Source organism: Duganella sp. Root336D2, from assembly GCF_001425005.1.
Lineage (GTDB): Bacteria > Pseudomonadota > Gammaproteobacteria > Burkholderiales > Burkholderiaceae_D > Rugamonas.
This window is the reverse complement of sequence record NZ_LMDB01000012.1, coordinates 779,305-800,850: the sequence shown is the minus strand read 5'-3', so window position 1 is coordinate 800,850 and position 21,546 is coordinate 779,305. Positions and strand designations below refer to the sequence as shown.

Genomic DNA, 21,546 nt, shown 5'->3' with positions numbered 1-21,546 from the left:
GGATAATGGAAAACCCTATCCAATTCGTCTCCTGGCTGCGCTCCGTAGCGCCTTACGTCCACGCTTTCCGCGGCAAGACCTTCGTGGTCGCTTTCCCTGGTGAACTGGTTGCCGCCGGTGCCCTTTCGGTGCTGGCCCACGACCTGTCCCTGCTGCACGCGCTGGACATCAACGTTACCGTGGTCTACGGCTCACGGCCCCAGGTCGCCGAGCAGCTCGCCCTGCGAAACGTGGAAGGCCGCTTCCACAACGGCGTGCGCATCACCGACACGGCGGCCATGGAATGCGCCAAGGAAGCCGCCGGCGAACTGCGCCTCGACATCGAGGCCGCCTTCAGCCAGGGCTTGCCGAACACGCCGATGTCGCATGCCGCGATCCGTATCATTTCCGGCAACTTCATCACCGCCCGCCCGCTCGGCGTAATTGACGGCGTCGACTTCGAACTGACCGGCCTGACCCGCAAGGTGGACGCGGAAACCATCCACTCCATCATGGGTTCGGACGGCGTGGTGCTGCTGTCGCCGCTGGGCTTCTCCCCGACCGGCGAGACCTTCAACCTGACGATGGAAGACGTGGCCTGCACCGCCGCCATCGCCCTGCACGCCGACAAACTGGTCTTCATCACCGAAACCGACATGATGACCGACGCCGGCGGCACCGAAATCCGCGAACTGTCCTCGCACCAGGCTGAAGCCGTGCTGCAGGCGGGCTTCCTGCCCGATGCCACCGCCTACTACCTGAAGCACTGCATCAAGGCTTGCAGCAATGGCGTCGAGCGTGCCCACATCGTACCGTTCGCGATGGACGGCTCGGCCCTGCTGGAACTGTTCACCCACGATGGCGTGGGCACCATGATCTCGCATGAGAACCTGGAATCGCTGCGCCCTGCCACCATCGAAGACGTGGGCGGCATCATCAAGCTGATCGAACCGCTGGAAGCCGACGGCACCCTGGTCAAGCGCGGCCGCGAACTGATCGAACGCGAAATCGAGATGTTCTCGGTCATCGAGCACGATGGCGTGATCTTCGGCTGCGCAGCACTATACGTCTTCCCGGAAGAAAAAATGGCCGAAATGGCATGCCTTACCGTCAACCCCGACGTGCAAACCCAGGGCGACGGCGAGCGTATCCTGAAGCACATGGAAAACCGCGCCCGGGCGCAGGGCATCAGCAAGCTGTTCGTACTGACCACCCGCACCGCGCACTGGTTCATCAAGCGCGGCTTTGCCCCTGCCACGGTCGACGCGCTGCCGAAAGACCGCCAGCGCCTCTACAACTGGCAGCGCAAGTCGCAAGTCTTGATCAAGACCTTATAATCGATTTTTTTAGGAGCACCGAAGATGGCACGTACCGTCCACTGCATCAAACTGAACAAGGAAGCCGAAGGCCTGGATTTCCCGCCATACCCGGGCGAACTGGGCAAGCGCATTTATGAATCCGTTTCCAAGGAAGCCTGGGCCGCCTGGATCAAGCACCAGACCATGCTGGTCAACGAAAACCGCCTGAACCTGGCCGATGTGCGCGCACGCAAATACCTGGCCGCGCAGATGGAAAAGCACTTCTTCGGCGAAGGCGCCGACCAGGCAACCGGCTACGTACCCCCTAGCGCCTGAAAATAAATGGGGGACGTCCCCATTTAACTTCTTCGGCGAAGGCGCCGACCAGGCAACCGGCTACGTACCCCCTAGCGCCTGAAAATAAATGGGGGACGTCCCCATTTATTTTCAGCGGCTCGCTACATCCCCATTCATAGGCGCGCACTGGCGCAGCTCACAGCGCGCCATGAACACTTTCCCATTGCTGCAAGTCATCCGGTAAATTTCCACCGGACCACGTTCAGTCACCAGCCCGGCACCGCGTCCGCCGCGGCATTCTTCCGCATTGGCCAGGCGCTCCACCGTTGTCGACGAAACACCTGGGCGGAACTCCACCTTCTCTACAGGCACGCCATCGATCATGGAGCGCTTGGCAACAGCCTCCGCCTCCAGCACAGCTTTACGCTTCACAGGCGCCTGGGCCACCTGTTTTTTAGTAGCGCAAGCACTCAGCACACCAGCAGCAAGCAACAGCAGGAAAAATCGTTTCATGGGCTCTTTCTAAAGGATGAATCAGTATTTGACGGTACGCACGCCGTCCGGGGTACCCAGCAAGCACACATTGGCGCCACGCGCCGCAAACAAGCCGACGGCAACTACGCCGACGATCTGGTTAACCCGGGTTTCCAGCGCGACCGGGTCAGTGATCGACAAGCCGGACACATCGATGATATTGCCGCCATTGTCGGTCACGAAAATCTCGTCGGAACCGGCCTTGGTTCGCACTTTCGGCTGGCCGCCGAGGGCTGCCAGCTGGCGCATCACCGCATTGCGCGCCATCGGCAGCACTTCAACCGGCAGCGGGAACTTGCCCAGGGTCTCTACCAGTTTGGAACCATCTGCGATGCAGACGAATTGTTTCGACACTGAAGCCACGATCTTTTCGCGGGTCAGGGCTGCGCCGCCGCCTTTGATCATGTGACCTGCCGCGTTGATCTCATCGGCGCCGTCAATGTACACCGCGATTTCCGAAACCTCGTTAAGATCATAGACAGGAATGCCGTGACCGGCCAGGCGCGCTGCAGTCGCTTCCGACGAGGCAACAGCACCCTTGATGCGGTGCTTGATCTTGCCCAGTTCATCAATGAAGAAATTCGCAGTGGAACCGGTGCCAACGCCGATGATTTCGCCGTCGATCACGTACTCGATCGCCGAAATAGCAACAGCCTGTTTCAATTTGTCTTGCGTCATAGTTACAATGGATTCAATAAAGGTTGCCTATTTTATCCGAACTGTCAACTGACCCGGGAAAAACGCCAATGAAGCCAAGTACCGTATTGATCGTGGATGACAGCCGCGTGTCGCGTATGCTGACCCGCCAGCACATCCAGGTGCGCCACGCCGACTGGGTTGTAGAGGAAGCTGCCACCGGCGATGAAGCCATCGCCAAGGCCGAAGGATTACAGCCCGACCTGGTGCTGCTGGACGTGAACATGCCGGGCATGAATGGCGTCGATGCCGCCGCCGCGCTGCGTGCGATGCTGCCCAATGCCCACATATCCCTGCTGACCGCCAACGTCCAGGCCGCGACCCGCCAGCGCGCCGAAGAGATCGGCGTGGGCTTCATGGAGAAACCGATCACCGCCGAGCGCATTGCGCAACTGATTGCGCCGCTGGAAGCCTGACCATGGTCCGGCTTACCGAACTGGAGCACGACGCCCTCGTCGAGCTGTTCAATATTGGCGTCGGCCAGGCGGCCTCCGCCATGAGCGAGATCGTCAACGAAACGGTCACCATGTCGGTGCCTGCCATCAGCTTCCTCACCCGTGCCACGGCCGCCAAACTGCTGACCAGCCGCAGCGGCGGCAATGGCCGCCTGTGCGGCATCAGCCAGCATTACAGCGGCGCCTTCGAAACCGAAGCCATCCTGATGTTCCCTGAGGAAAAGAGCCAGGAAATCGTACGGCTGATGGTGGGCGAAGCCATGCCGCTGGCTGAACTGTCGGCCATGGAACAGGAAGCGATGAGCGAGATCGGCAATATCCTGCTGAACAGCTGCGTCGGCTCGCTGGCCAACCTGCTCGGGCATGAGCTGCATGGCTCGCTGCCGGACTACCACCTTGGCTACAGCGAGGAGATTCTTGCCCTGGCCGGCAGCGGCGAGACCGCGGTGCTGATGCTGCATATCGAGTTCGTCATCGAGCGCCAGCAAATCGCCGGCGATATCGCCTTCATCATGGACGTGACAGCACTGCACGGCCTGAAACAGCATGTGGCCGAATTCCTCGACCGCTCCGTCGGCGGAGCGCAGCCATGACATCTTCAGTCGAATCCCTGCCGCTGCTGCAGGGCGTTATCGATTGCATTGACGTGGGCACGCTGGTGCTCGATACCAAGGAACGCGTGGTATTGTGGAACCGCTGGATGGACCGCCACTCCGGCGTGCTCGGCACCGAAACGCTGGAGCGCAGCTTCTTCGACCTGTTCCCCGAACAGCGCGGCAAACGGCTGGAAGCTGCCATCGGCCAGGCGCTGCGCAGCAACCTGCCCTCCTTGCTGTCGCAGACCCTGAACCGCTGGCCGCTGCCGCTTTACGTCAGCAAGTCCGCCGCCGAAAAGGGCGAACGCATGCAGCAGCAGATCACGGTCACCCCGCTCAACCTGGGCAATAGTGAACGCTATTGCCTGATCCAGGTCAGCGACGTAACCGCCGCCGTGCAGCGCGAAAACCTGCTGCGCGAACAGGCCGTGGCCCTGCGCTCGCAAACCTTGCTGGACGACCTGACCGGTGTCGCCAACCGCCGCCACTTCGACATGGCGATCGACCGTGAAACCCGGCGCGCGCGGCGGGTCGGCACTCCGCTCTCGCTGATGATGCTCGATATCGATTACTTCAAGGCTTACAACGACCACTACGGCCACCAGCAAGGCGATGCCTGCCTGGAAGCAGTGGCGTCCGCACTATCGACCATGCAGCAGCGCCCGGCCGACCTGTTCGCGCGCTATGGCGGCGAAGAATTCGCCGTAGTCCTGCCCGACACCCCGGCCGATGCCGCGGTGATGATGGCCAACGCCATGTGCCGCAAAGTGCGCGACTTGCGCATCCCGCACCAGGCATCGCGCACGGACGAGCGCATCGTCACCATCAGTATCGGTGTCGCCAGCAGCGACAGCAGCAATGCCGGCGAAGTATACGACCTGATTAACGCCGCCGACCGCGCCCTCTACCAGGCCAAGGCCTGCGGCCGCAACCGCGTGCACTCGATTTGAGGCTGTGCTCCTCGTCAGAGCAATTCGATCCCAAAGCGCCGCACGCACATCGCGAACAGGGCGAAACAGGCGATCGTCAGCAGCACGCAGGCGCCCAGCGTCGGCCAGAAACCCAGGCGCGGCAGCAGCCATGGAAAAAACAGGAACATCGGCAGTGTCGGTAGCACGTACCAGAAGGTGTACCAGGCGTGGTTGGCAATCTTCTGTTGCGGCTGCCGTTCAACGTAAAGCCAGATCAGCGCCAGTACCGTCACCATCGGCAGCGCGGCGATCAAGCCGCCCAGGCGGTCGCTGCGCTTGGCGAATTCCGACACCGCGACCACGACGCCGGCCGTCACCAGGTATTTGAAAATCAGCCAGGTCATCGTTTACCTCCTAGTGCGCAAAAACAAAACGAACCAGCGCCAGCGACAGCGCGAATACATAACCATAAGCGAAACGGTCGATACGCAGCACAGCGTCGCCGCGGCGCGCGCGCCATGCGCCCATCAGGCACATCATGCCCCCGGCAGCCAGCGGCGTAAGCAGCAGGTTAAGCTTGCGCAGGACTTCATTTCGCACCAGGTGATCCGGCAGCAGCCAGAGTGTAATCGCGCCCGCAACAACGCCGAAAAATGCATAGCCGACGCCCGCCACCAAAGGGTTCAGCGGCCGGCGAGGCGATTTTTCGAACGAATGAAAGCCCAGTTCCACCAGTGCTTCCACCACCACCTGGATCAGGAACTCGCCGATCAGCTCAAACAGGAATTCAATCATGGTGTGAACAAGGCATGCTGGCTGGCGGTATGAAAATCGCGCCAGACACGGTTGATCTCAGAATCTTCTTGCGCAGCGCGCAGGCCGCAGTACGGGTAAATCTCGCCCACGCTCCGGCGTGCCGCCAGCACCAATGCCATAGAAGCTTCGCGCAACTGCGCATCAAGCGCGTCGTCGACGCAACCGCCATTGCCCTCGCCCCCAGCCTGCGCCCAGGCCTGGTCGAGCAATGCGTACATGCGTTCACGCGCTCCCTCCAGCGCCACGGCAGCCCGCGCCAGCGCATCCGGTGCACTGGCAGGCGGCTGGCGGCGCGCCGCAACGATTTCCCGCGCCAACGACAGGAAGTGCCGCGCCATGCCGGACAAGTTGGCTGCCAGCGTCACCCATGCCAGCAACATGAACGGGAAGCGATACAGCGTGCCCGGCGCCGTTGCATGGGCAGGGTCAATCATGAATCCATGGCGTGCCGGCACCCACGCGCCTTCAATACGGTAGGCGTGCGACGCAGAGCCCTTCATGCCAAAGCTGCGCCAGGTCGGCTCAACCACCACCAACGCCGCCGGTACAACGAAAGCCCGAATCCTCGGTGCGCCATCCGGCCCGGCCAGCGGCTGGCCGTTCTCGCGCAGCACCGCATTGAGTGTGAAATGCGTAGCCATCGGCGCACCGCTGGCGATGTCCCAGCGGCCCGTAATCCGATATCCCTCGCCTTCCTTATCAGCGAAACCGGTCGGCGCCCCGCTGCCTGCCAGGCAAACCTGCGGCGTCGAAATGACTTCGCGCGCCGTATCCGGCGCCAGGAAACCCGCAAACCAGCCGGCGCCCGCGCACAGGGTTACAACCCACCCCATGCTGCCATCCGCCTCCGCGATAGCTTCCTCCAGCCGCACCACTTGCGGCAGCGGCAGCTCCGCCCCGCCTGCGGCACGCGGCGCCAGCATTTTCAGCCAACCCTGTTGATGGATCAGTGCCTGCTGGCCAGCGAGCAGGAAGCCCGCAGCTTCCGCGCCGGCCGCATCGGCCCGGATAGCGTTGAAGTCAACTTTCATTTGCAACCTGCTTCAGAATTGCGGGCATTCTAACCTTGGAGACTCCAATGCCGTGAACCATCCCGCTTGACTCGGCCAATCTTAAGTGGCTGACAGCGCCAGCACCGCCAGCGCGTACGTGGTCAGCACGATGATCGTCATGAACAGCAGGAAGCAGGTGCGCCACAAGGCGCCGTAGCGCGACAGGCTGTAGGTGCCGCGCAGTTGCAGGAACATGTGCACCGGCGGGATAAAGACGAACAGGAATGCAGCCAGGCCACCGTAGTCGAAGTAGCTCAGTGTCGCGACGATGGTGAACAGCAGCGACATGAACGACAGCGAATACAGCGAGAACACGGCATGGTCGTACATCGCTACACCGCGGCGCCAGAAGAACATCAGCCAAAGGAAGGGCATCGAGATCGGCACCAGCAGGAAGGAGTATTTGTAGGCCGCGTTCTTCAGCTTGTACTGCGCCAGTTCCGGGTTACTGACCGCGTGCTGGATGCCCTTGCTGATCCAGCCAACTTCGGAATGTTTTGCTTCCTTGCTGCCAGCCATGTCCTGGTCTGTCAGCCCCTCGGTGACATCATGCAGGATTTCCTGGATGATGCCCGGTTCCTTAGTCTTCGCGCTTTCCGCCGGGGTTACGGCCTCCCTGGAAGCTTCCTTGGCAGTTTCCTTGCCTGCAGCTTTGGGCGCCGGCTTGATCGTTTCGGTAAACTTGGCGGTGCCGGTCATGGCAATTTTCCCGGATGCCAGGGCGATATTGAGCCCGTCCAGCGCCTTCTTTGCTTCATCCAGCCTGTGCTGCGCTTTCGGGACTTCCGACGTGCCGGGTTCCGCATCCTTGAGGTCCGACTCCGCCTCGGCGATCGCTTTTTTCTGCTCAGCGATCTTCTCATTCATCGTTTGCTCGAAGGCGGCCTTGCCGTTCTTGCTATCGGTGACCTTGCCCGTACTCGGGCCCGAGCTGGTGCCCATCGTCAGCGAGAAGACGAAGAACATGAAGAACATCATGAAAAGGAACAGCGCCAGCGGCGAAACGAAGCGCGTGCGCTGGCCGTCGATGTAGCGGCGGGTAAGCTGGCCCGGGCGTGCCACCAGCAGCGGCAAGGTGCGCCAACCCTTGGTATCGAAGTGCAGCAGGCCGTGGACCAGCTCCTCGCCCAAGTGCAGAACCGACTTGTGCAAGTGGCCTTTCTGGCCGCAGCTGCCGCAATAATTGGCGGGGACTGGCGTGCCGCAGTTGGCGCATGAAGCGCCGTGTGCGTGTTCGCCGGGCTTGCCGGCATCGCCTTCGACCTCTTTGGCCACCAGGCTGGCTGTCACCAGGTCGCCTGCTACCTCAATCTCCATCCCCATCGCCGCTACTCCGCCAAATGCAAAGCTTGGATGTTAGCAAATTATTGATCTTTATTGCTAAGCAAGCCCACAATTCCTCCGAGGACGGCGCCAATCCCTGCCCATGGCAGTACGACCAGAGATGCCGGCGGACCTTTGCCGGACACGGATACCAAGTCGACAAAGAGAAATATTGGTGCGGACACCATGCCGAGCAGCGCAGCGGGCAAGGCCAACACACCCTCGCCCTGCTCCCAGCCGATCGTTGCGCCCTTGGCCATCGCGCCAAGCAGGATCCCCAGCAGTACGCCAACCAGGGCGCCGGCTAGAGGTGACGGACGGCGCCCAGGCATTTGGCTTCGAGCCCGGAAAATACAGCAGCGCCTTCTCGGAAAATGCTCACAGCGTTTTGCTGACATTCACGACGACGGTGCCGGCCAGGAAGTCATGCACGGCGCGGCGGCGCTTGTTAACCAGCATGACAATGACACCAACCCAGGTCCAGACATTAATCAGCAAGCTGATCGCAGACACCCAGCCTGGTCCCGACGCTGCCAGCACCGTGCTGCGCTCAAAGAAGCCGTAAGCGTGGTAAGCCGCATCATCCATGGCAAGTGCAGCCAGGCCGAGTCCGAAACTGCTCGCCGCCCCCATCAACATCATTGGCGCTTCACGAATCAGGGCCGCCATGAACGTGACTGGCGAATGGTCCTTCATCTGGACGCGCAGCTTCAACACCAGTTTGCCAGGAGTACCGCCGTAGCGGCGCACCAGGTAAACCGAATAGAACAAGGCGAACAGCACGGATGGAATGACCGACCACAGATAGAAGGAGCGGGACAGGGAACTGAGCCAATATGTCAGGCCGATAATCGGCGACATTACCAGCAGGTCAATGATTTTTGCGCCGACGCGCAGCCAGAAGCCGCCAACGTTCGGGATTGCATTGCCGTCTTCCGGCGCAGGAACATCCAGGTCGGCAACGGGGGCCTGATAAGGGTTATGCATGGGAGTTCACGAAAAATGTGCTTTAAAGCAACTACGATATCACACCATTAGCAAAAAATATACGTGGCAGGTTGGCTGGCGAGGATGGGTCGCGCAAGAAGTCGCGCAGCATATCGTTATACAGGCCGGCATCCAGCTTCTGCAGGTAGACCACCGCGAAGTAGTCGGCCAGCACTTCGGCCTGCGCTTCCATATTGAAGTCGCATAGCCGCAATTCGGGCGCAAGCTCATAGTCGTAGCTCAAGCCAAGGCGGATGGCGCCGCGCCACATCACGGGATAGCCAAGCTGATGCTGCCAGACATGGACCATCTCGTGCATGAACCAATGCTTTTCACTTTCGGTAGCGAGGGAAAAGTCCGGACGGTAGCGCGAAATGTGGAAATACAGTTCGCCGTTGGGCGTGATGCAGACGTCTTTGCGCTGCAGGAAGGGAATAAAGCGGGTGTTGTGAATGCGCACCCGCTGGTAGTCGATCGCGCCGCCGAACACCAGCCGGGCCAGCGCGATCTCACCCGACGTTAGCGGCCGGGCGATGACTTCCATCAGTGGCGCAGTGCGCTTGCCGCTTTGGCGATGGCGGTAATGCGGCCCCAGTCGCCGGCTTGCATGGCGTCTTTCGGCGTCAGCCAGGAGCCGCCCACGCAGGCCACGTTCTTCAGCGACAGGAAGGCTGGCGCGGTGTCTTGCGAGATGCCGCCGGTCGGGCAGAACACCACGTCCGACAGCGGACCGGCAATCGCGTTCAGCATGCCGACTCCGCCGGCAGGAACGGCCGGGAACAGCTTCAGCTGCTTGAAGCCCTGCTCGCGCGCCTTCATCACTTCCGATGGCGTCATGACGCCAGGCAGCAGCGGCAGGCCGCTCGACTTGGCAGCGCCGATCAGCGCATCGGTCAGGCCCGGCGACACGCCGAACACCGCACCAGCATCGCGCGCGGCAGCGAATTCCTCGGGCTGGGTCAGCGTGCCGACGCCGACGATCGCGCCCTCCACCTGGCTCATGGCGCGGATCGCGCCCAGGCCGTGCTGGGTGCGCAGGGTCACTTCCAGCACGCGGATGCCGCCTGCCACCAGGGCTTTCGCCAGTGGCACGGCGTGGTCAGGGTCGTCAATCGCGATCACAGGGATCACGGCCGAGGTACGCATAATTTCGAGCAGGGTCATTTCAAGCTTTCTTTGCGAGGAAATCTTCATCGGAACCGGGCACGGTATTGCCCACATTGTCTTCGCCGTGCAGCGGCACGGTGGTCGGGATCGGGGACGGCAATGGGAACATGGTCGCCCCCTGCTCCGCCGCGCAGACGCTGGTGCGGAACATGGAGAACAGCTCGCGGCCCATGCCGATCTGGTTTGGCGACAGGTCGGCCAGCGCCAGCGAGCGGCCATGCCATACGTCCGACGACACCAGCGCTTCCAGCGTACCGCTTGCCGCATCGAGGCGGATGATGTCGCCGTCGCGCACCAGGCCCAGCGGGCCGCCGGCCAGGATTTCCGGCGACACGTGGATCGCGGCCGGTACCTTGCCCGAGGCGCCGGACATGCGGCCATCGGTCACCAATGCCACCTTGCGGCCGGCATCCTGCAGGTTCGCCAATGCCGGGGTCAGTGCGTGCAGCTCCGGCATGCCGTTGGCTTTGGGACCCTGGAAGCGGAGCACCGCCACGAAGTCGCGGTCCAGTGTGCCGGCCTTGTAGGCAGCCATGAAGGCTTCCTGCGAATCGAACACCAGCGCCGGTGCTTCAACCATGCGGTGCTCTTCCTTCACGGCCGAGACCTTCATGATGGCGCGGCCCAGGTTACCCTGCACCAGCACCATGCCGCCGTCTTTCGAGAACGGATCGGCAGCGCCGCGCAGCACCTTCTCGTCGGCGCTCCTGAGCGGCGCTTCCTTGAAGATCACGCCGCTGGCATCGTCGCTCAGGAACGGTTCGGCGCAATGCGCGCGCAGGCCTTTGCCCAGGATGGTGTTCACGTCATCGTGCAGCAGGCCGGCATCCAGCAGTTCGCGAATCACGAAACCAGTGCCGCCGGCGGCGTGGAAGTGGTTCACGTCGGCATCGCCATTCGGATAGATGCGGCACAGTAGCGGCACCACGGCCGACAGCTCGTTGAAATCGTCCCAGTCGATCACTACGCCGGCCGCCTTGGCAATCGCCACCAGGTGCAGGGTGTGGTTGGTCGAACCGCCGGTAGCCAGCAGGCCGACCACCGCGTTGATGATGGACTTCTCGTCCACGATATGGCCAACCGGGATGTACTCATTGCCCATTTCCGTGATCTGCGCCGCGCGCTGTGCCGCAGCAGCAGTCAGCGCATCGCGCAGGGGCGTTCCCGGGTTGATGAACGCGGCGCCCGGCAGGTGCAGGCCCATGATTTCCATCAGCAGCTGGTTGGAGTTGGCGGTACCGTAGAAGGTGCAGGTACCGGCGCCGTGATAGGACTGCGACTCGCCTTCCAGCAGTTCTTCGCGGCTCGCCTTGCCTTGCGCATAGCGCTGGCGGATAGCAGCTTTGTCTTTATTCGACAGGCCGGAAGTCATCGGGCCGGCGGGCACGAACACCGCCGGCAGGTGGCCAAAGTGCAGCGCGCCGATCAGCAGGCCCGGCACGATCTTGTCGCATACGCCCAGGTACAGCACCGAGTCGAACATATTGTGGGACAGGCCGATCGCCGCCGACATCGCAATCGCGTCGCGCGAGAACAGCGACAGCTCCATGCCCGGCTGGCCCTGCGTCACGCCGTCGCACATGGCCGGCGTACCGCCCGCGTACTGCGCCACCGCGCCAACCTTGCGCACAGCATCCTTGATGATGGCCGGGAAGGTCTCGAACGGCTGGTGTGCCGACAGCATGTCGTTGTAGGCAGAGATGATCGCCACCGAAGGCTGCTTCACTTCCTTCAGGATCAGCTTATCGTTTGCCGGGAACGCGGCAAAACCGTGCGCCAGGTTCGTGCAGGACAGGGTGCCACGCTGGGTGCGGCCTTTGACGCGGGCCGCCTGGAGGTGCGCCAGGTAGGCGCCGCGGGAAACGCGGCTGCGCTGGATGACGCGTGCGGTGACTTTTTCCAGGACTGGATGCAACGGCATGATCGTTCCTTATCAATGAATTTCAGGAAATTTTACTACAAAATTTCCAATTGCGAGCGCTCCCATTGGGTCGAATTACACTGCAAAGCCCCTGGATATGCCGACGCACAAAAAGATTTGTAGTGAATTTACCTGTTTTTCCTGTATAGTTAAACACAATTCATAAATCCCTATGCCACAGGACATTATGCGCTTGCCCGCCCTGACCTCCACCGCCGCCTACCAAGCCCTCGAAATCCACGCCCACGATGCCCGCGAATGGCAAATGCGCCAGCTGTTCCAGAAGGACCCGGGCCGCTTCCCGCGCATGACGGTCGATGCGGCAGGCCTGTTCCTGGACTACTCCAAGAACCGCGCCGACGACGAGACCATCAATCTGCTGGTGCACCTGGCCCGCACGCGCGGCGTGGCAGAGCAGCGCGACGCCATGTTTGCCGGCGAAAAAATCAATATTACCGAACGCCGCGGCGTGCTGCACACCGCCCTGCGTATGCCGCGCGGCAAGGTGCAGAAAGTCGACGGCCAGGACGTGAACGGCAACGTGCACGCAGTGCTGGACCGCATCAAGGTGTTTACCGACAAGGTGCGCAATGGCGGCTGGCTGGGCCATACCGGCAAGCCGATCACCGACGTGGTGAATATCGGCATCGGCGGCTCCGACCTGGGCCCGAAGATGGCTGTATTGGCCCTGCGCTCATACTGCCATCCGCGTATGAAGATGCACTTCGTTTCCAACGTCGACGGCCATGATATGGATGCGGTGCTGGCGCAGGTCAATCCCGAGACCACCCTGTTCATCGTCGCCTCGAAAACCTTCACCACTGCCGAAACCATGCTGAACGCGCAAACGGCGCGCAGCTGGTTCCTGGCCAAGGCCAAGGAAGCCGACCTGCCGCGCCATTTTGTCGCGGTCTCCACCAATACCGACGCCGTGCGCACCTTCGGCATTGATCCCGAAAACATGTTCCCGTTCTGGGACTGGGTGGGCGGCCGTTACTCCGTCTGGTCGGCAATCGGCCTGTCGGTTGCGATAGCGATCGGCTTCGGCTACTTCCAGGCATTCCTGGAAGGCGCGCACGCCATGGATGAACACTTCCGCGAAGCGCCGCTCGAGGCGAACATGCCGGTGCTGCTGGCCCTGGTCGGCTTCTGGAACCGCCAGTTCCTGGGCGCGACTTCGCTGTCCATCGCCCCTTACCACCAGGACCTGAACCGCTTCCCGGCCTACCTGCAGCAGCTCGACATGGAAAGCAACGGCAAGCGCGTGACCAGGAACGGCCAGCCGGTCGACACGCCGACCTGCCCGATCGTCTGGGGCGAGTGCGGCACCAACGCGCAGCACGCCTACTTCCAGCTCCTGCACCAGGGCACCGACGCAACGCCGATCGACTTCATCGCCGCCCTGCGCGCAACCCACGACCTGCCGGGCCACCACGACGCCCTGCTGGCCAACTGCTTCGCCCAGTCGGAAGCCTTCATGAAGGGCAAGACCGAAGATGAAGTGCGCGCAGAACTGAAAGGCGCCAACGTGCCGCCAGCCGAAATGGAAGAACTGGTGCCGCACAAGACATTCCCAGGCAACCGTCCTTCCAACACCATCCTGATGGACCAGCTGACGCCGTCCACGCTCGGCGCGCTGATCGCGTTGTACGAGCACAAGACTTTCGTGCAAGGCGTGATCTGGAATATCGCCAGCTTCGACCAATGGGGCGTGGAACTGGGCAAGGTGCTGGCCAGGAAAATCCAGTCCGAATTGACCGGCAAAGTCGATCCGGAAGCCCATGACAGCTCGACCAACGGCCTGATCGTGATGGCCAAGTCGGCCCAGATCGAATGAACAGCTACCAGGTCGAAGTCGCCTGCAACGCCACCATGACCGTGGGCGAGAGCCCGCTGTGGGCGCCGGACGAAAATGCCCTGTACTGGGTCGATATCGAAGGCTTTGCCATCCACCGCCTGTGCCCCGCCAGCGGCCAGCACGAACAATGGAAAGTGGACAGCGAAGCGTCGTCGCTGGCGCGCGCTGCCAATGGCGGCCTGATGGTCGCCCAGCGCCGCGGCTTCTCCCGCTTCAACCCCGGCACCGGCGAATTGACACTGGTGGCGGAAGCGCCTTTCGACCAGTCCACCACCCGTTTCAACGACGGCAAATGCGACGCGGCAGGCCGTTTCTGGTGCGGCACCATCTACGAGCCGCGCGACAAACCGGCGGCGGAAATGTATGTCCTCGAACGAGGCAATGTGCGCAAGGTCTGGTCCGGCGGCATGGTCAATTCGAATGGCCTGGGATTCAGCCCTGACAACAAAACCATGTTCCATGCCGAAACAGCGAGCCACCGCGTCACGCGCTTTGCGTTCGACCTGCTGTCCGGCACCGTCAGCGATGAACGCGACGTGCGCCGCTTCAGCACCGACAAATCCGCCGCAGACTACGGCGGCCGCCCGGACGGTGCGGCAGTCGACAGCGAAGGCAACTACTGGGTCGCCATGTTCGAAGGCGGCCGCATCCTCAAGCTGTCGCCGCAGGGCGACCAGCTTGACGAGATCCGCCTGCCGGTACGCTGCCCGACCATGGTGGCTTTCGGCGGCCCGGACTTGCGCACCCTGTACATCACCACGGCCGGCAAACGCCCGGCCGAGGAACTGGCGGCCTTCCCGCTCAGCGGCAAATTGCTGTCGGTGCGCATGCCCGTGGCGGGCCGCATCGAGCCCGCTTACTTGGATTGAAGTACGTAGACCGAAGTAAACCCTGTAACTCACCTGAAAACGATTATGGCTCTCTCTGATTTCGACCTGGTTCTGTTTGGCGGCAGCGGCGACCTCGCAATGCGCAAACTGCTGCCCGCTATGTTTAGCCGCGATATTTGCGGCGACCTGCCGCCGACCGCGCGCATCGTTTGCGTCGGCCGCCAGGAGAGCACACAGGAAGAGTTCATCAATATGGTGACGACCACCTCGCGTCCCCATATCAAATCAGCCAAAGCTACCGACGAGAACTGGAGCCGCTTCACCGCGCGCATCGTCTATGTCGCACTCGATGCCACCGACTCAACCACCTACAAAGGCCTGGTCGAAGCGCTGCGCACCGATCCCGCAATTACCCGCGTCTACTACCTGGCCACCCCGCCGGCCCTGTTCTCGCGCATCTGCGACAACCTGAAGGACAACGGCCTGGCCACCGCCAACTCGCGCGTGGTGCTGGAAAAGCCGCTCGGCCGCGACCTGGCATCGGCCAAGCAGATCAACAAGGAAGTTGGCCAGGTCTTCGAGGAACAGCAGATCTACCGTATCGACCACTACCTGGGCAAGGAGACCGTGCAGAACCTGCTGGCCCTGCGCTTCGGCAACATCCTGTTCGAACCGCTGTGGCGCCGCGAGTGGATTTCCGACGTACAGATCACCATCGCCGAGAAACTGGGCGTGGGCAACCGCATCGGCTACTACGACACCTCCGGCGCGCTGCGCGACATGCTGCAGAACCACCTGCTGCAGTTGCTTTGTATCGTCGCCATGGAGCCGCCCACCTCGATCGCGCCGGACGCCGTGCGCGACTCCAAGCTGCAGGTGCTGCGCTCCCTGAAACGCTTCACCGCGACCACCCTGGCGCAGAACATCGTGCGCGGCCAGTACCGCGCCGGCCACGTCGAAGGCAAGGCGGTGCCAAGCTACCGCGACGAGCCGGAAGCGCCGCAGAATTCGAAGACCGAAACCTTCGTCGCCATGAAAGTGGAAATCGACACCTGGCGCTGGGCCGGCGTGCCGTTCTACCTGCGCACAGGCAAACGCATGGCCGACTCGCTGGCCGAGATCGTGGTGCGCTTCAAACAGATCCCGCACTCGATCTTCAACCAGCCGACCTCCAGCTTCCAGCCGAATTCCCTGGTGATCCGCCTGCAGCCGGACGAAGGCCTGCGCATGAACCTGATGGCCAAGACCCCGGGCGAAGGCATGCGCCTGAAACCGGCGGAACTGGAACTGGACTTCCGCGAAACCTTCAAGATGCCGCGCATGGACGCTTACGAGCGCCTGCTGCTGGATGTGCTGCGCGGCCAACTGACCCTGTTCATGCGCGGCGACGAGCTGGAAGCCGCCTGGGAATGGGTCGAACCGATCCTGAACAACTGGGAGCAGGACGATTCCGCGCCGCTGCCATACGCCTCCGGCACCTGGGGCCCGGCCGCCGCCAGTGCCCTGATCGGCCGCGACGGGCTACAATGGCGCGAAGAAGCACTGCCGGAAGACTAATGCTGCTCGATTCCATCCGCACCCAGCTCGACTCGCTCTCCAAATCGGAGCGCAAGGTCGCGCTGGCCGTGCTAGACAACCCAGCCCGCACCGTGGGTGCCAATATCACGGCGCTGGCCAAGAGTGCGCAAGTGTCCGAGCCGACCGTGGTGCGCTTCTGCCGCACGCTCGGCTACGACGGCTGGCATGAATTCAAACTGAAGCTGGCGCAAGGCCTGGCCCTCGCCCTGCCCGGACTGAACGACCAGCCGGCGCAGGACGACCTGGCAGCCGACCTGGTAAACAAGATTTGCAGCCGCTCCATCAACACGCTGCTGGACCTGCGCAATAACCTCAACGCAGAACCGGTGCAGAAAGCGCTCGACATCCTGTCGCGCGCACGCAAGATCGAATTCTACGGCCACGGCACCTCCGGCATCGTAGCCGCCGATGCGCAGCACAAGTTCTTCCGTTCCGGCGTGCCGACCGTGGCCTACGCCGACCCGGCCATCCACAGTATTTCGGCGGCATTGCTGCATGAAGGCGACGCGGTGGTGGCGATTTCCCAGCGCGGCAACAGCCCGGCGCTGGTGCGCTCGGCCAAGCTGGCGAAAGAAGGCGGCGCCGACGTGATCGTGCTGGCGCCCTCCGGCACCCCGCTGGCGGAAGCGGCCACGGTACTGATCCCGATCGACCTGATCTTCAACACCGACCCATACACACCGATCTCGGCGCGCCTGGCTTACCTGGTAGTGATCGACGTACTGGCCGTAGGCCTGGCCCTGAAACGCGGCCCCGAATTCCGCAAGAAAATGCAGAACGCCCAAAAGGCCCTGCAGGAATTCGACATGCAGTTCGACTCCTTCATCGGTTAACGTTTATTTCTGCAGCGAGCGCAGGGTGGCTTCGGCTTCTTCGCGCCATGGGCCGCCGAGCTTGATGGCGGTCTGCGCGGCGGTGCGCGCTTCGTCCATTTGGCCCAGCTCGCCCAGCACGACGGCCAGGTTGTTGAAGGCGGCGCCGTTGTCCGGGTGCGCTGTGGCGGCGCTGCGGAATGCTTCGGCTGCGGCCTTGCGGTCGCCGCCGGCGTACGCGCTGTTGCCGAGGCCAAGTTGCAGCGGCAGTGCGTCCGGCCAGCGCTGCAGGGCGGCGCGATACGACTTTTGCGCTGCCTGCGGCGGCGCCGACTTTTCAAAGGCCACCAGTGCAGTCTGCAGCTCCGCCAACTCGGTGGTGGCAGGCATCTGGCCTGGCGCGAGCGCCACCATGCCCCAGTAGCCGCTGCGTTTCCATGTGTGTTCGAAAGTAGAAAGCGGCATCGTCAGGCGCCGCGTAGTTCCTGAGCGCAGGATCACTTCGCCGCTGTCGATGTCATAGCCGATGACCACCGCGTAGTGCCACTTCGGGAAAATTGGAAGGCTCAGGTTTTGCAGTACCAGCACGGGATGGCCGGCGTCAAGTTCCGCCAGCAGTGCGTCCATGCGGGGCGGAATGCGTGCGGTCACAACGCCATGGCGGCGCCCGGCGGCCTGCAGTTCGATTTGCAAGCTGCCTTCACGTCCTGGCAGGTACACCTCGGGCACCAGGGCCTCGGGCGAAACCTCGGCGCCCGCTGCGCCCAGCATCATTGCCAGCGCGGCAGGCCCGCATTGATAGCGCTCCTGGGCGTGGAAGGGGGTCGAGCTGAGTTCCTGCTGGTGCGGCCCGGTGCGCGGCCCAGCGAGCAGCGCACGGGTCTGGGTGGCGCAACCTGCCAGCAGCAGGACTACTGCTGCCGTGGCAAGCAGGCGCCGTGTCATCAACGTGCGGAGCGGGTGAACGGGAAGACTTTGGTCAGGCCGAGGATGTCGGTCACCAGCAGCACCACGAAGATGAAGACCAGGGCGCCGATCAGGCCATCACCGCCGGCTGGCAGGGAATCAACCTGCTGCGCCAGGGATGCGGCTTCGGCATCGGTCAGCGCAGCCACGCGGGCTTGCGCTGCTTCCATGGTGATGCCGTTGCGCTCCAGTGCTATTTGCACGTCGGCGCGTTGCAGTTCAGCTACCAGGCGTGCGCGGACTTGCGCCGCTGCGTCTGCTGCTGCAACTTGTGCGGTGCCGATCATGGCGGCCTGGGCAGTTTGCTGGAAGCCCACGACGACGAAGGCCGACATCAGGAAATGTACGATGAATTTTTTCATTTAAATTACTCCAAGGATATAAATCTCACCAATTATATCCAAGGAGCAACTCACCTGACGCACGATTGATGAATTAGAGGCCTTCTCGCAACATTTTTTCCATGGCGACGCGCGACACGTGCGGCGTGTCCTTGCCGGATTCCACCTGCCACTGGCCGCCCTTCTGCAGAACGATGTACTCGACTTGCGCGCTACCGCCCTTCGGGTGGGGTACGGCCTGCTCCATATCGAGCCCGGTTGTCGGGGTGTAGGTGAAAGTGACGGTGGCCTTGCAGCGCGCGCCTTCGCAGCTCACGGCGTCAGTCTTCCAGCCGTCGACCAGGTGCACCTGTTCGTAATAGCCTTCGGTATCGTTGTGGAGGCGGCCGCCGTCCAGTTCGAATTTCAGGAAATGATCGAGTGCCGCTTGCGGGGTAGCTTCTGCAGCGTGCGCGGAGAAGGCGGCGCACAGCGCGGCCAGGATGGTAAGTTTTTTCATAGCGGTATTATATTTTTCTGTAGAGCAATTGCTCAACACTAAAATCCGACGCAAAACTCTAAAATCCATATAATGCCTTTCATGCAAGAATCGACACTATATGGCCGTGTTTTAGGCCTCGCCAACCTCGGCTTGATGGTGCTGGACGCCGACCAACGCATCGTTTTCTGGAACCAATGGCTGGCCAGCCGCTCCGGCATGGCCCCACCCCGCGTGCTGGGACTGACCCTGGTTGAAGCTTTCCCCGAATTGTCGGGCAAGCGCATCGAACAGTCGCTGCACACTGCCCTGGCCAACAATCTGCCGTCCGTGCTGCCGCAAAACCAGGACCGCACGCCCTTCCCGCTGTTTGCCGCCGGCACCTGGGGCGGCGAACGTATCGAGCAGTCCGTTACGCTCACGCCCTTCAACGAAGGCAAGGAGCGCTTTTGCCTGGTCGAGGTGGCGGACGTCAGCAATACCGTCGGCCGTGAACGCCAACTGCGCGGCCAGGCCGAAGCGCTGCGCGCGCAATCCTATGTCGATGGCCTGACCGGCATCGCCAACCGCCGCCACTTCGACGTGGCATTGGATCGTGAACTGCGCCGCGCCCAGCGCCAGGGTGCCAGTCTGTCGCTGCTGCTGATGGATATCGATTCCTTCAAGGCCTATAACGACCACTTTGGCCACCAGCAAGGGGACGCCTGCCTGACCATGGTGGCGGAAGCCTTCGCCTCGCGGCTGCAACGGCCGGCCGACCTGGCTGCGCGTTACGGCGGCGAGGAATTTGCAGCCATCCTGCCGGATACCACGCCGGAACAGGCAGCACAGCATGCGGAAGTGATCCGCGCCTACGTGGAATCGCTGAACATGGCGCACGCGCCCAATGCCGTTCACCCGCACGTCACGCTGAGCATCGGTGTCGCCAGTTTCGACAAGGATCACCTGGAAGACGCCAAGGCGCTGCTGGAAGCGGCCGACCGCGCACTCTATGCCGCCAAACGCGAAGGCCGCAACCGCGTGATCGTCGGGCAGCCCGCCTAACCTTTGTAGAAGTAAGGATCGAGCGAAGTCACCTGGGTGATCTTATCCACCGGCAGCTGGTTCATTTCCGCCGTCTCGCGGATCGCTTCCGGCGACGGGGCTTCATACAGGCAGTAAGTCTTGCGCAGGTCGTCGCTCACGTAGGAATGGATCCAGGTGACGCCGCTGCGGGCATTGGTGCCGATCACGGCGTCGCAGGCTTTGGCGCCATCGGCGTTGACAGGAATGTGCAAGCCGTCCGGGAAAGTGCGCTCAACAATATAGCGGGGCATGATGATCTCCTTGGGTTCCCTGATTCGCGGCCGAGCCGCCAATCTTCACCATAGACCATCCTGCCGCGCTGTCCAGTCACGCTGCCAACGGTGCGCGCCCGCGCTGCGCGCCCGGTTCGAGCGCCGCCTGCACCTGCCCGGCAATGATCTCAGCAGTAGCAGCCGACATGGTCCATCCCAGGTGGCCATGGCCCGTGTTGTAAAACACGCCCGGCCGCCTGCCCGCCCCGACACGCGGCATCAGGTCCGGCATCATCGGCCGCAAGCCTGCCCACGGCACCACCTGCCGCGTGCTGACGCCGGGAAAGCACTGCTGCACCCAGTTCACCAGCGGCGCGATGCGGTCGGCGCGGATGTCGCGGTTAAAGCCGTTGAATTCCGCCGTTCCCGCCACGCGGAAGCGGTTGCCGCCCAGCCGGCTGCTTACCAGCTTGGCCGCATCGTCCACCAGGCTGACAGTGGGCGCCGCAGCGCGGCTTGGCGCGTCCTCCAGCATGACCGTGATCGAATAGCCTTTTACCGGATAGACGTTGACGCGGTCGCCCAGCATGGCGGCAATCTCGCGGCTGGCCGTACCGGCGCAGACAACCAGCGCATGGAAGCAACGCTCCTCCTCCACGCCGTCCAGCGCGAACCTGAGCCGCGCACTATCGCCGCCCGCCCCTACGCTGCGCACGTCGGCGCCGTACACCATCTGCACGCCGCGCGCTTCAGCGGCTTGCGCCAGTCCCACCGTGAATTTGTGGATGTCGCCCGTACTGTCGCTCTCGGTAAAGAAACCGCCGTAGAAGCGCTCCTCCAGCGCCGGCTCGATCGCCCGCATCTCGTCCGGCGTAACGGCGCGCCGCTGCAAGCCGCCCTGCTCCAGCAAGCCGGTTACCCGCGCCGCATGGTCGAAACCGGCCTTGTCGCGGTAGACATGCAGGATGCCCTCATGCCGTGCGTCGAAATCGATGCCCTCTTCGCGCGCCCAGCCAAACAGGTGCTCGCGCGCCGCAATCGCCAGCCGCGTGCTGGTGATTGTGTTGGCTTCGTAACGGGGAATGGCGGCCAGGAATTCGGCGAACCAGGACAGCTTGTGCCAATTCGGCTTCGGGTTGACCAGCAGCGGCGCATCGCTGCGCAGCATCCACTTCAGGCCTTTGCCTACCGTGCTCCAGCTATTCCACGCTTCGGCATGGGAGGCCGAAAGCTGGCCGCCGTTGGCGAAAGAGGTCTCCATCGCGGGATAGCGATGGCGCTCGAACAAGGTGACCTGGAGGCCGCGGCGCGCCAACGCGTAAGCCGTCGTAACGCCGCTGATGCCACCGCCGATGACCGCGACTGATTTCATGA

Annotated in this window: 26 protein-coding genes; 10 read left to right on the top strand and 16 right to left on the bottom strand. The window is 62.6% G+C overall.

The window, feature by feature from the left end; all coding sequences use genetic code 11:
- The first annotated feature begins 5 nt into the window (after window positions 1-5).
- Together argA and ASD07_RS13840 are read left to right on the top strand one after the other, a co-directional pair.
- The gene (argA, locus tag ASD07_RS13845; RefSeq protein WP_055930912.1) at window positions 6-1,316 is read left to right on the top strand and encodes an amino-acid N-acetyltransferase; all 1,311 of its coding nucleotides are present in this window, start codon (window positions 6-8) and stop codon (window positions 1,314-1,316) included.
- Window positions 1,317-1,340: 24 nt separating this feature from the next.
- Complete coding sequence (locus ASD07_RS13840; protein ID WP_055930909.1) at window positions 1,341-1,613, top strand: oxidative damage protection protein; 273 nt, start codon at window positions 1,341-1,343, stop codon at window positions 1,611-1,613.
- A gap of 111 nt (window positions 1,614-1,724) precedes the next feature.
- On the opposite strand, the gene ASD07_RS13835 is transcribed toward ASD07_RS13840, so the two are convergent.
- A complete protein-coding gene (locus ASD07_RS13835; RefSeq protein ID WP_055930907.1) occupies window positions 1,725-2,087 on the bottom strand; it encodes a hypothetical protein in 363 nt (120 codons plus the stop codon).
- 21 nt (window positions 2,088-2,108) lie between these two features.
- The gene (gene rpiA / locus ASD07_RS13830; protein ID WP_055930905.1) at window positions 2,109-2,786 is read right to left on the bottom strand and encodes a ribose-5-phosphate isomerase RpiA; all 678 of its coding nucleotides are present in this window, start codon (window positions 2,784-2,786) and stop codon (window positions 2,109-2,111) included.
- A 68-nt stretch (window positions 2,787-2,854) separates the two neighbouring features.
- Here rpiA and ASD07_RS13825 point away from each other — a divergent pair, with 68 nt between their 5' ends.
- From ASD07_RS13825 to ASD07_RS13815, 3 genes are read left to right on the top strand one after another with little or no spacing between them, the layout of a single operon-like run.
- Window positions 2,855-3,220 carry a response regulator gene (locus ASD07_RS13825; protein WP_055930902.1) on the top strand — a complete coding sequence of 122 codons (366 nt, stop codon included), beginning with the start codon at window positions 2,855-2,857 and terminating at the stop codon, window positions 3,218-3,220.
- A 2-nt stretch (window positions 3,221-3,222) separates the two neighbouring features.
- A complete protein-coding gene (locus ASD07_RS13820; RefSeq protein WP_055930899.1) occupies window positions 3,223-3,852 on the top strand; it encodes a chemotaxis protein CheC in 630 nt (209 codons plus the stop codon).
- Window positions 3,849-4,805 carry a GGDEF domain-containing protein gene (locus tag ASD07_RS13815; protein WP_055930896.1) on the top strand — a complete coding sequence of 319 codons (957 nt, stop codon included), beginning with the start codon at window positions 3,849-3,851 and terminating at the stop codon, window positions 4,803-4,805. The genes ASD07_RS13820 and ASD07_RS13815 overlap by 4 nt, the downstream gene beginning before the upstream one ends.
- 14 nt (window positions 4,806-4,819) lie before the next feature.
- Here the strand turns inward: ASD07_RS13815 and ASD07_RS13810 are convergent, their stop codons facing one another.
- From ASD07_RS13810 to edd, 9 genes are all read right to left on the bottom strand, one after another.
- Complete coding sequence (locus tag ASD07_RS13810; protein ID WP_055930894.1) at window positions 4,820-5,170, bottom strand: DUF3147 family protein; 351 nt, start codon at window positions 5,168-5,170, stop codon at window positions 4,820-4,822.
- A 10-nt stretch (window positions 5,171-5,180) separates the two neighbouring features.
- The gene (locus tag ASD07_RS13805) at window positions 5,181-5,561 is read right to left on the bottom strand and encodes a hypothetical protein (protein ID WP_055930891.1); all 381 of its coding nucleotides are present in this window, start codon (window positions 5,559-5,561) and stop codon (window positions 5,181-5,183) included.
- Window positions 5,558-6,613, bottom strand: a complete 1,056-nt coding sequence (locus tag ASD07_RS13800) for an acyl-CoA dehydrogenase (protein WP_055930888.1) — start codon at window positions 6,611-6,613, stop codon at window positions 5,558-5,560. The genes ASD07_RS13805 and ASD07_RS13800 overlap by 4 nt, the downstream gene beginning before the upstream one ends.
- 81 nt (window positions 6,614-6,694) lie before the next feature.
- Window positions 6,695-7,951, bottom strand: coding sequence for a DUF3667 domain-containing protein (locus tag ASD07_RS13795; protein ID WP_055930885.1), 1,257 nt, complete (start codon window positions 7,949-7,951; stop codon window positions 6,695-6,697).
- Between the two features lie 47 nt (window positions 7,952-7,998).
- Window positions 7,999-8,289, bottom strand: coding sequence for a hypothetical protein (locus tag ASD07_RS13790; protein ID WP_055930882.1), 291 nt, complete (start codon window positions 8,287-8,289; stop codon window positions 7,999-8,001).
- Between the two features lie 46 nt (window positions 8,290-8,335).
- Complete coding sequence (locus ASD07_RS13785) at window positions 8,336-8,944, bottom strand: RDD family protein (protein ID WP_055930879.1); 609 nt, start codon at window positions 8,942-8,944, stop codon at window positions 8,336-8,338.
- A 31-nt stretch (window positions 8,945-8,975) separates the two neighbouring features.
- Window positions 8,976-9,488: a Rhs element Vgr protein gene (locus ASD07_RS13780; protein WP_200953795.1), complete on the bottom strand. Its 513-nt coding sequence runs from the start codon at window positions 9,486-9,488 to the stop codon at window positions 8,976-8,978.
- The gene (eda, locus tag ASD07_RS13775) at window positions 9,488-10,108 is read right to left on the bottom strand and encodes a bifunctional 4-hydroxy-2-oxoglutarate aldolase/2-dehydro-3-deoxy-phosphogluconate aldolase (protein ID WP_082507298.1); all 621 of its coding nucleotides are present in this window, start codon (window positions 10,106-10,108) and stop codon (window positions 9,488-9,490) included. The genes ASD07_RS13780 and eda overlap by 1 nt, the downstream gene beginning before the upstream one ends.
- A gap of 1 nt (window position 10,109) precedes the next feature.
- Complete coding sequence (gene edd / locus ASD07_RS13770; RefSeq protein ID WP_055930873.1) at window positions 10,110-12,032, bottom strand: phosphogluconate dehydratase; 1,923 nt, start codon at window positions 12,030-12,032, stop codon at window positions 10,110-10,112.
- Window positions 12,033-12,219: 187 nt separating this feature from the next.
- Here edd and pgi point away from each other — a divergent pair, with 187 nt between their 5' ends.
- Genes pgi through ASD07_RS13750 form a run of 4 tightly spaced genes read left to right on the top strand, consistent with a single transcriptional unit; the run spans window position 12,220 to window position 17,131 of the window.
- Window positions 12,220-13,869 carry a glucose-6-phosphate isomerase gene (gene pgi, locus ASD07_RS13765; RefSeq protein ID WP_055930870.1) on the top strand — a complete coding sequence of 550 codons (1,650 nt, stop codon included), beginning with the start codon at window positions 12,220-12,222 and terminating at the stop codon, window positions 13,867-13,869.
- Window positions 13,866-14,759, top strand: coding sequence for an SMP-30/gluconolactonase/LRE family protein (locus ASD07_RS13760; RefSeq protein ID WP_055930867.1), 894 nt, complete (start codon window positions 13,866-13,868; stop codon window positions 14,757-14,759). Before pgi ends, ASD07_RS13760 begins: the two co-directional genes overlap by 4 nt.
- A gap of 45 nt (window positions 14,760-14,804) precedes the next feature.
- Window positions 14,805-16,277 (top strand): glucose-6-phosphate dehydrogenase, encoded by a 1,473-nt coding sequence (zwf, locus tag ASD07_RS13755; protein WP_055930864.1) that lies wholly within the window; start codon window positions 14,805-14,807, stop codon window positions 16,275-16,277.
- A complete protein-coding gene (locus ASD07_RS13750) occupies window positions 16,277-17,131 on the top strand; it encodes an SIS domain-containing protein (protein ID WP_055930861.1) in 855 nt (284 codons plus the stop codon). Before zwf ends, ASD07_RS13750 begins: the two co-directional genes overlap by 1 nt.
- 3 nt (window positions 17,132-17,134) lie before the next feature.
- On the opposite strand, the gene ASD07_RS13745 is transcribed toward ASD07_RS13750, so the two are convergent.
- From ASD07_RS13745 to ASD07_RS13735, 3 genes are all read right to left on the bottom strand, one after another.
- The gene (locus ASD07_RS13745) at window positions 17,135-18,055 is read right to left on the bottom strand and encodes a PA2778 family cysteine peptidase (RefSeq protein ID WP_055930858.1); all 921 of its coding nucleotides are present in this window, start codon (window positions 18,053-18,055) and stop codon (window positions 17,135-17,137) included.
- Window positions 18,055-18,438, bottom strand: a complete 384-nt coding sequence (locus ASD07_RS13740; protein WP_055930854.1) for a PA2779 family protein — start codon at window positions 18,436-18,438, stop codon at window positions 18,055-18,057. Before ASD07_RS13740 ends, ASD07_RS13745 begins: the two co-directional genes overlap by 1 nt.
- Before the next feature lie 73 nt (window positions 18,439-18,511).
- Entirely contained in the window at window positions 18,512-18,916 is a 405-nt protein-coding gene (locus ASD07_RS13735) for a hypothetical protein (RefSeq protein ID WP_055930852.1), read from the bottom strand.
- Window positions 18,917-18,997: 81 nt separating this feature from the next.
- On the opposite strand from ASD07_RS13735, the gene ASD07_RS13730 reads away from it, so the two are divergent.
- Window positions 18,998-19,939 (top strand): GGDEF domain-containing protein, encoded by a 942-nt coding sequence (locus ASD07_RS13730; protein WP_229207142.1) that lies wholly within the window; start codon window positions 18,998-19,000, stop codon window positions 19,937-19,939.
- Here ASD07_RS13730 and ASD07_RS13725 read toward each other — a convergent pair.
- Window positions 19,936-20,211: a DUF4242 domain-containing protein gene (locus ASD07_RS13725; RefSeq protein WP_055930847.1), complete on the bottom strand. Its 276-nt coding sequence runs from the start codon at window positions 20,209-20,211 to the stop codon at window positions 19,936-19,938. The genes ASD07_RS13730 and ASD07_RS13725 overlap by 4 nt on opposite strands.
- Before the next feature lie 76 nt (window positions 20,212-20,287).
- Window positions 20,288-21,544, bottom strand: coding sequence for a D-amino acid dehydrogenase (locus ASD07_RS13720; RefSeq protein ID WP_055930844.1), 1,257 nt, complete (start codon window positions 21,542-21,544; stop codon window positions 20,288-20,290).
- Window positions 21,545-21,546 lie beyond the last annotated feature (2 nt).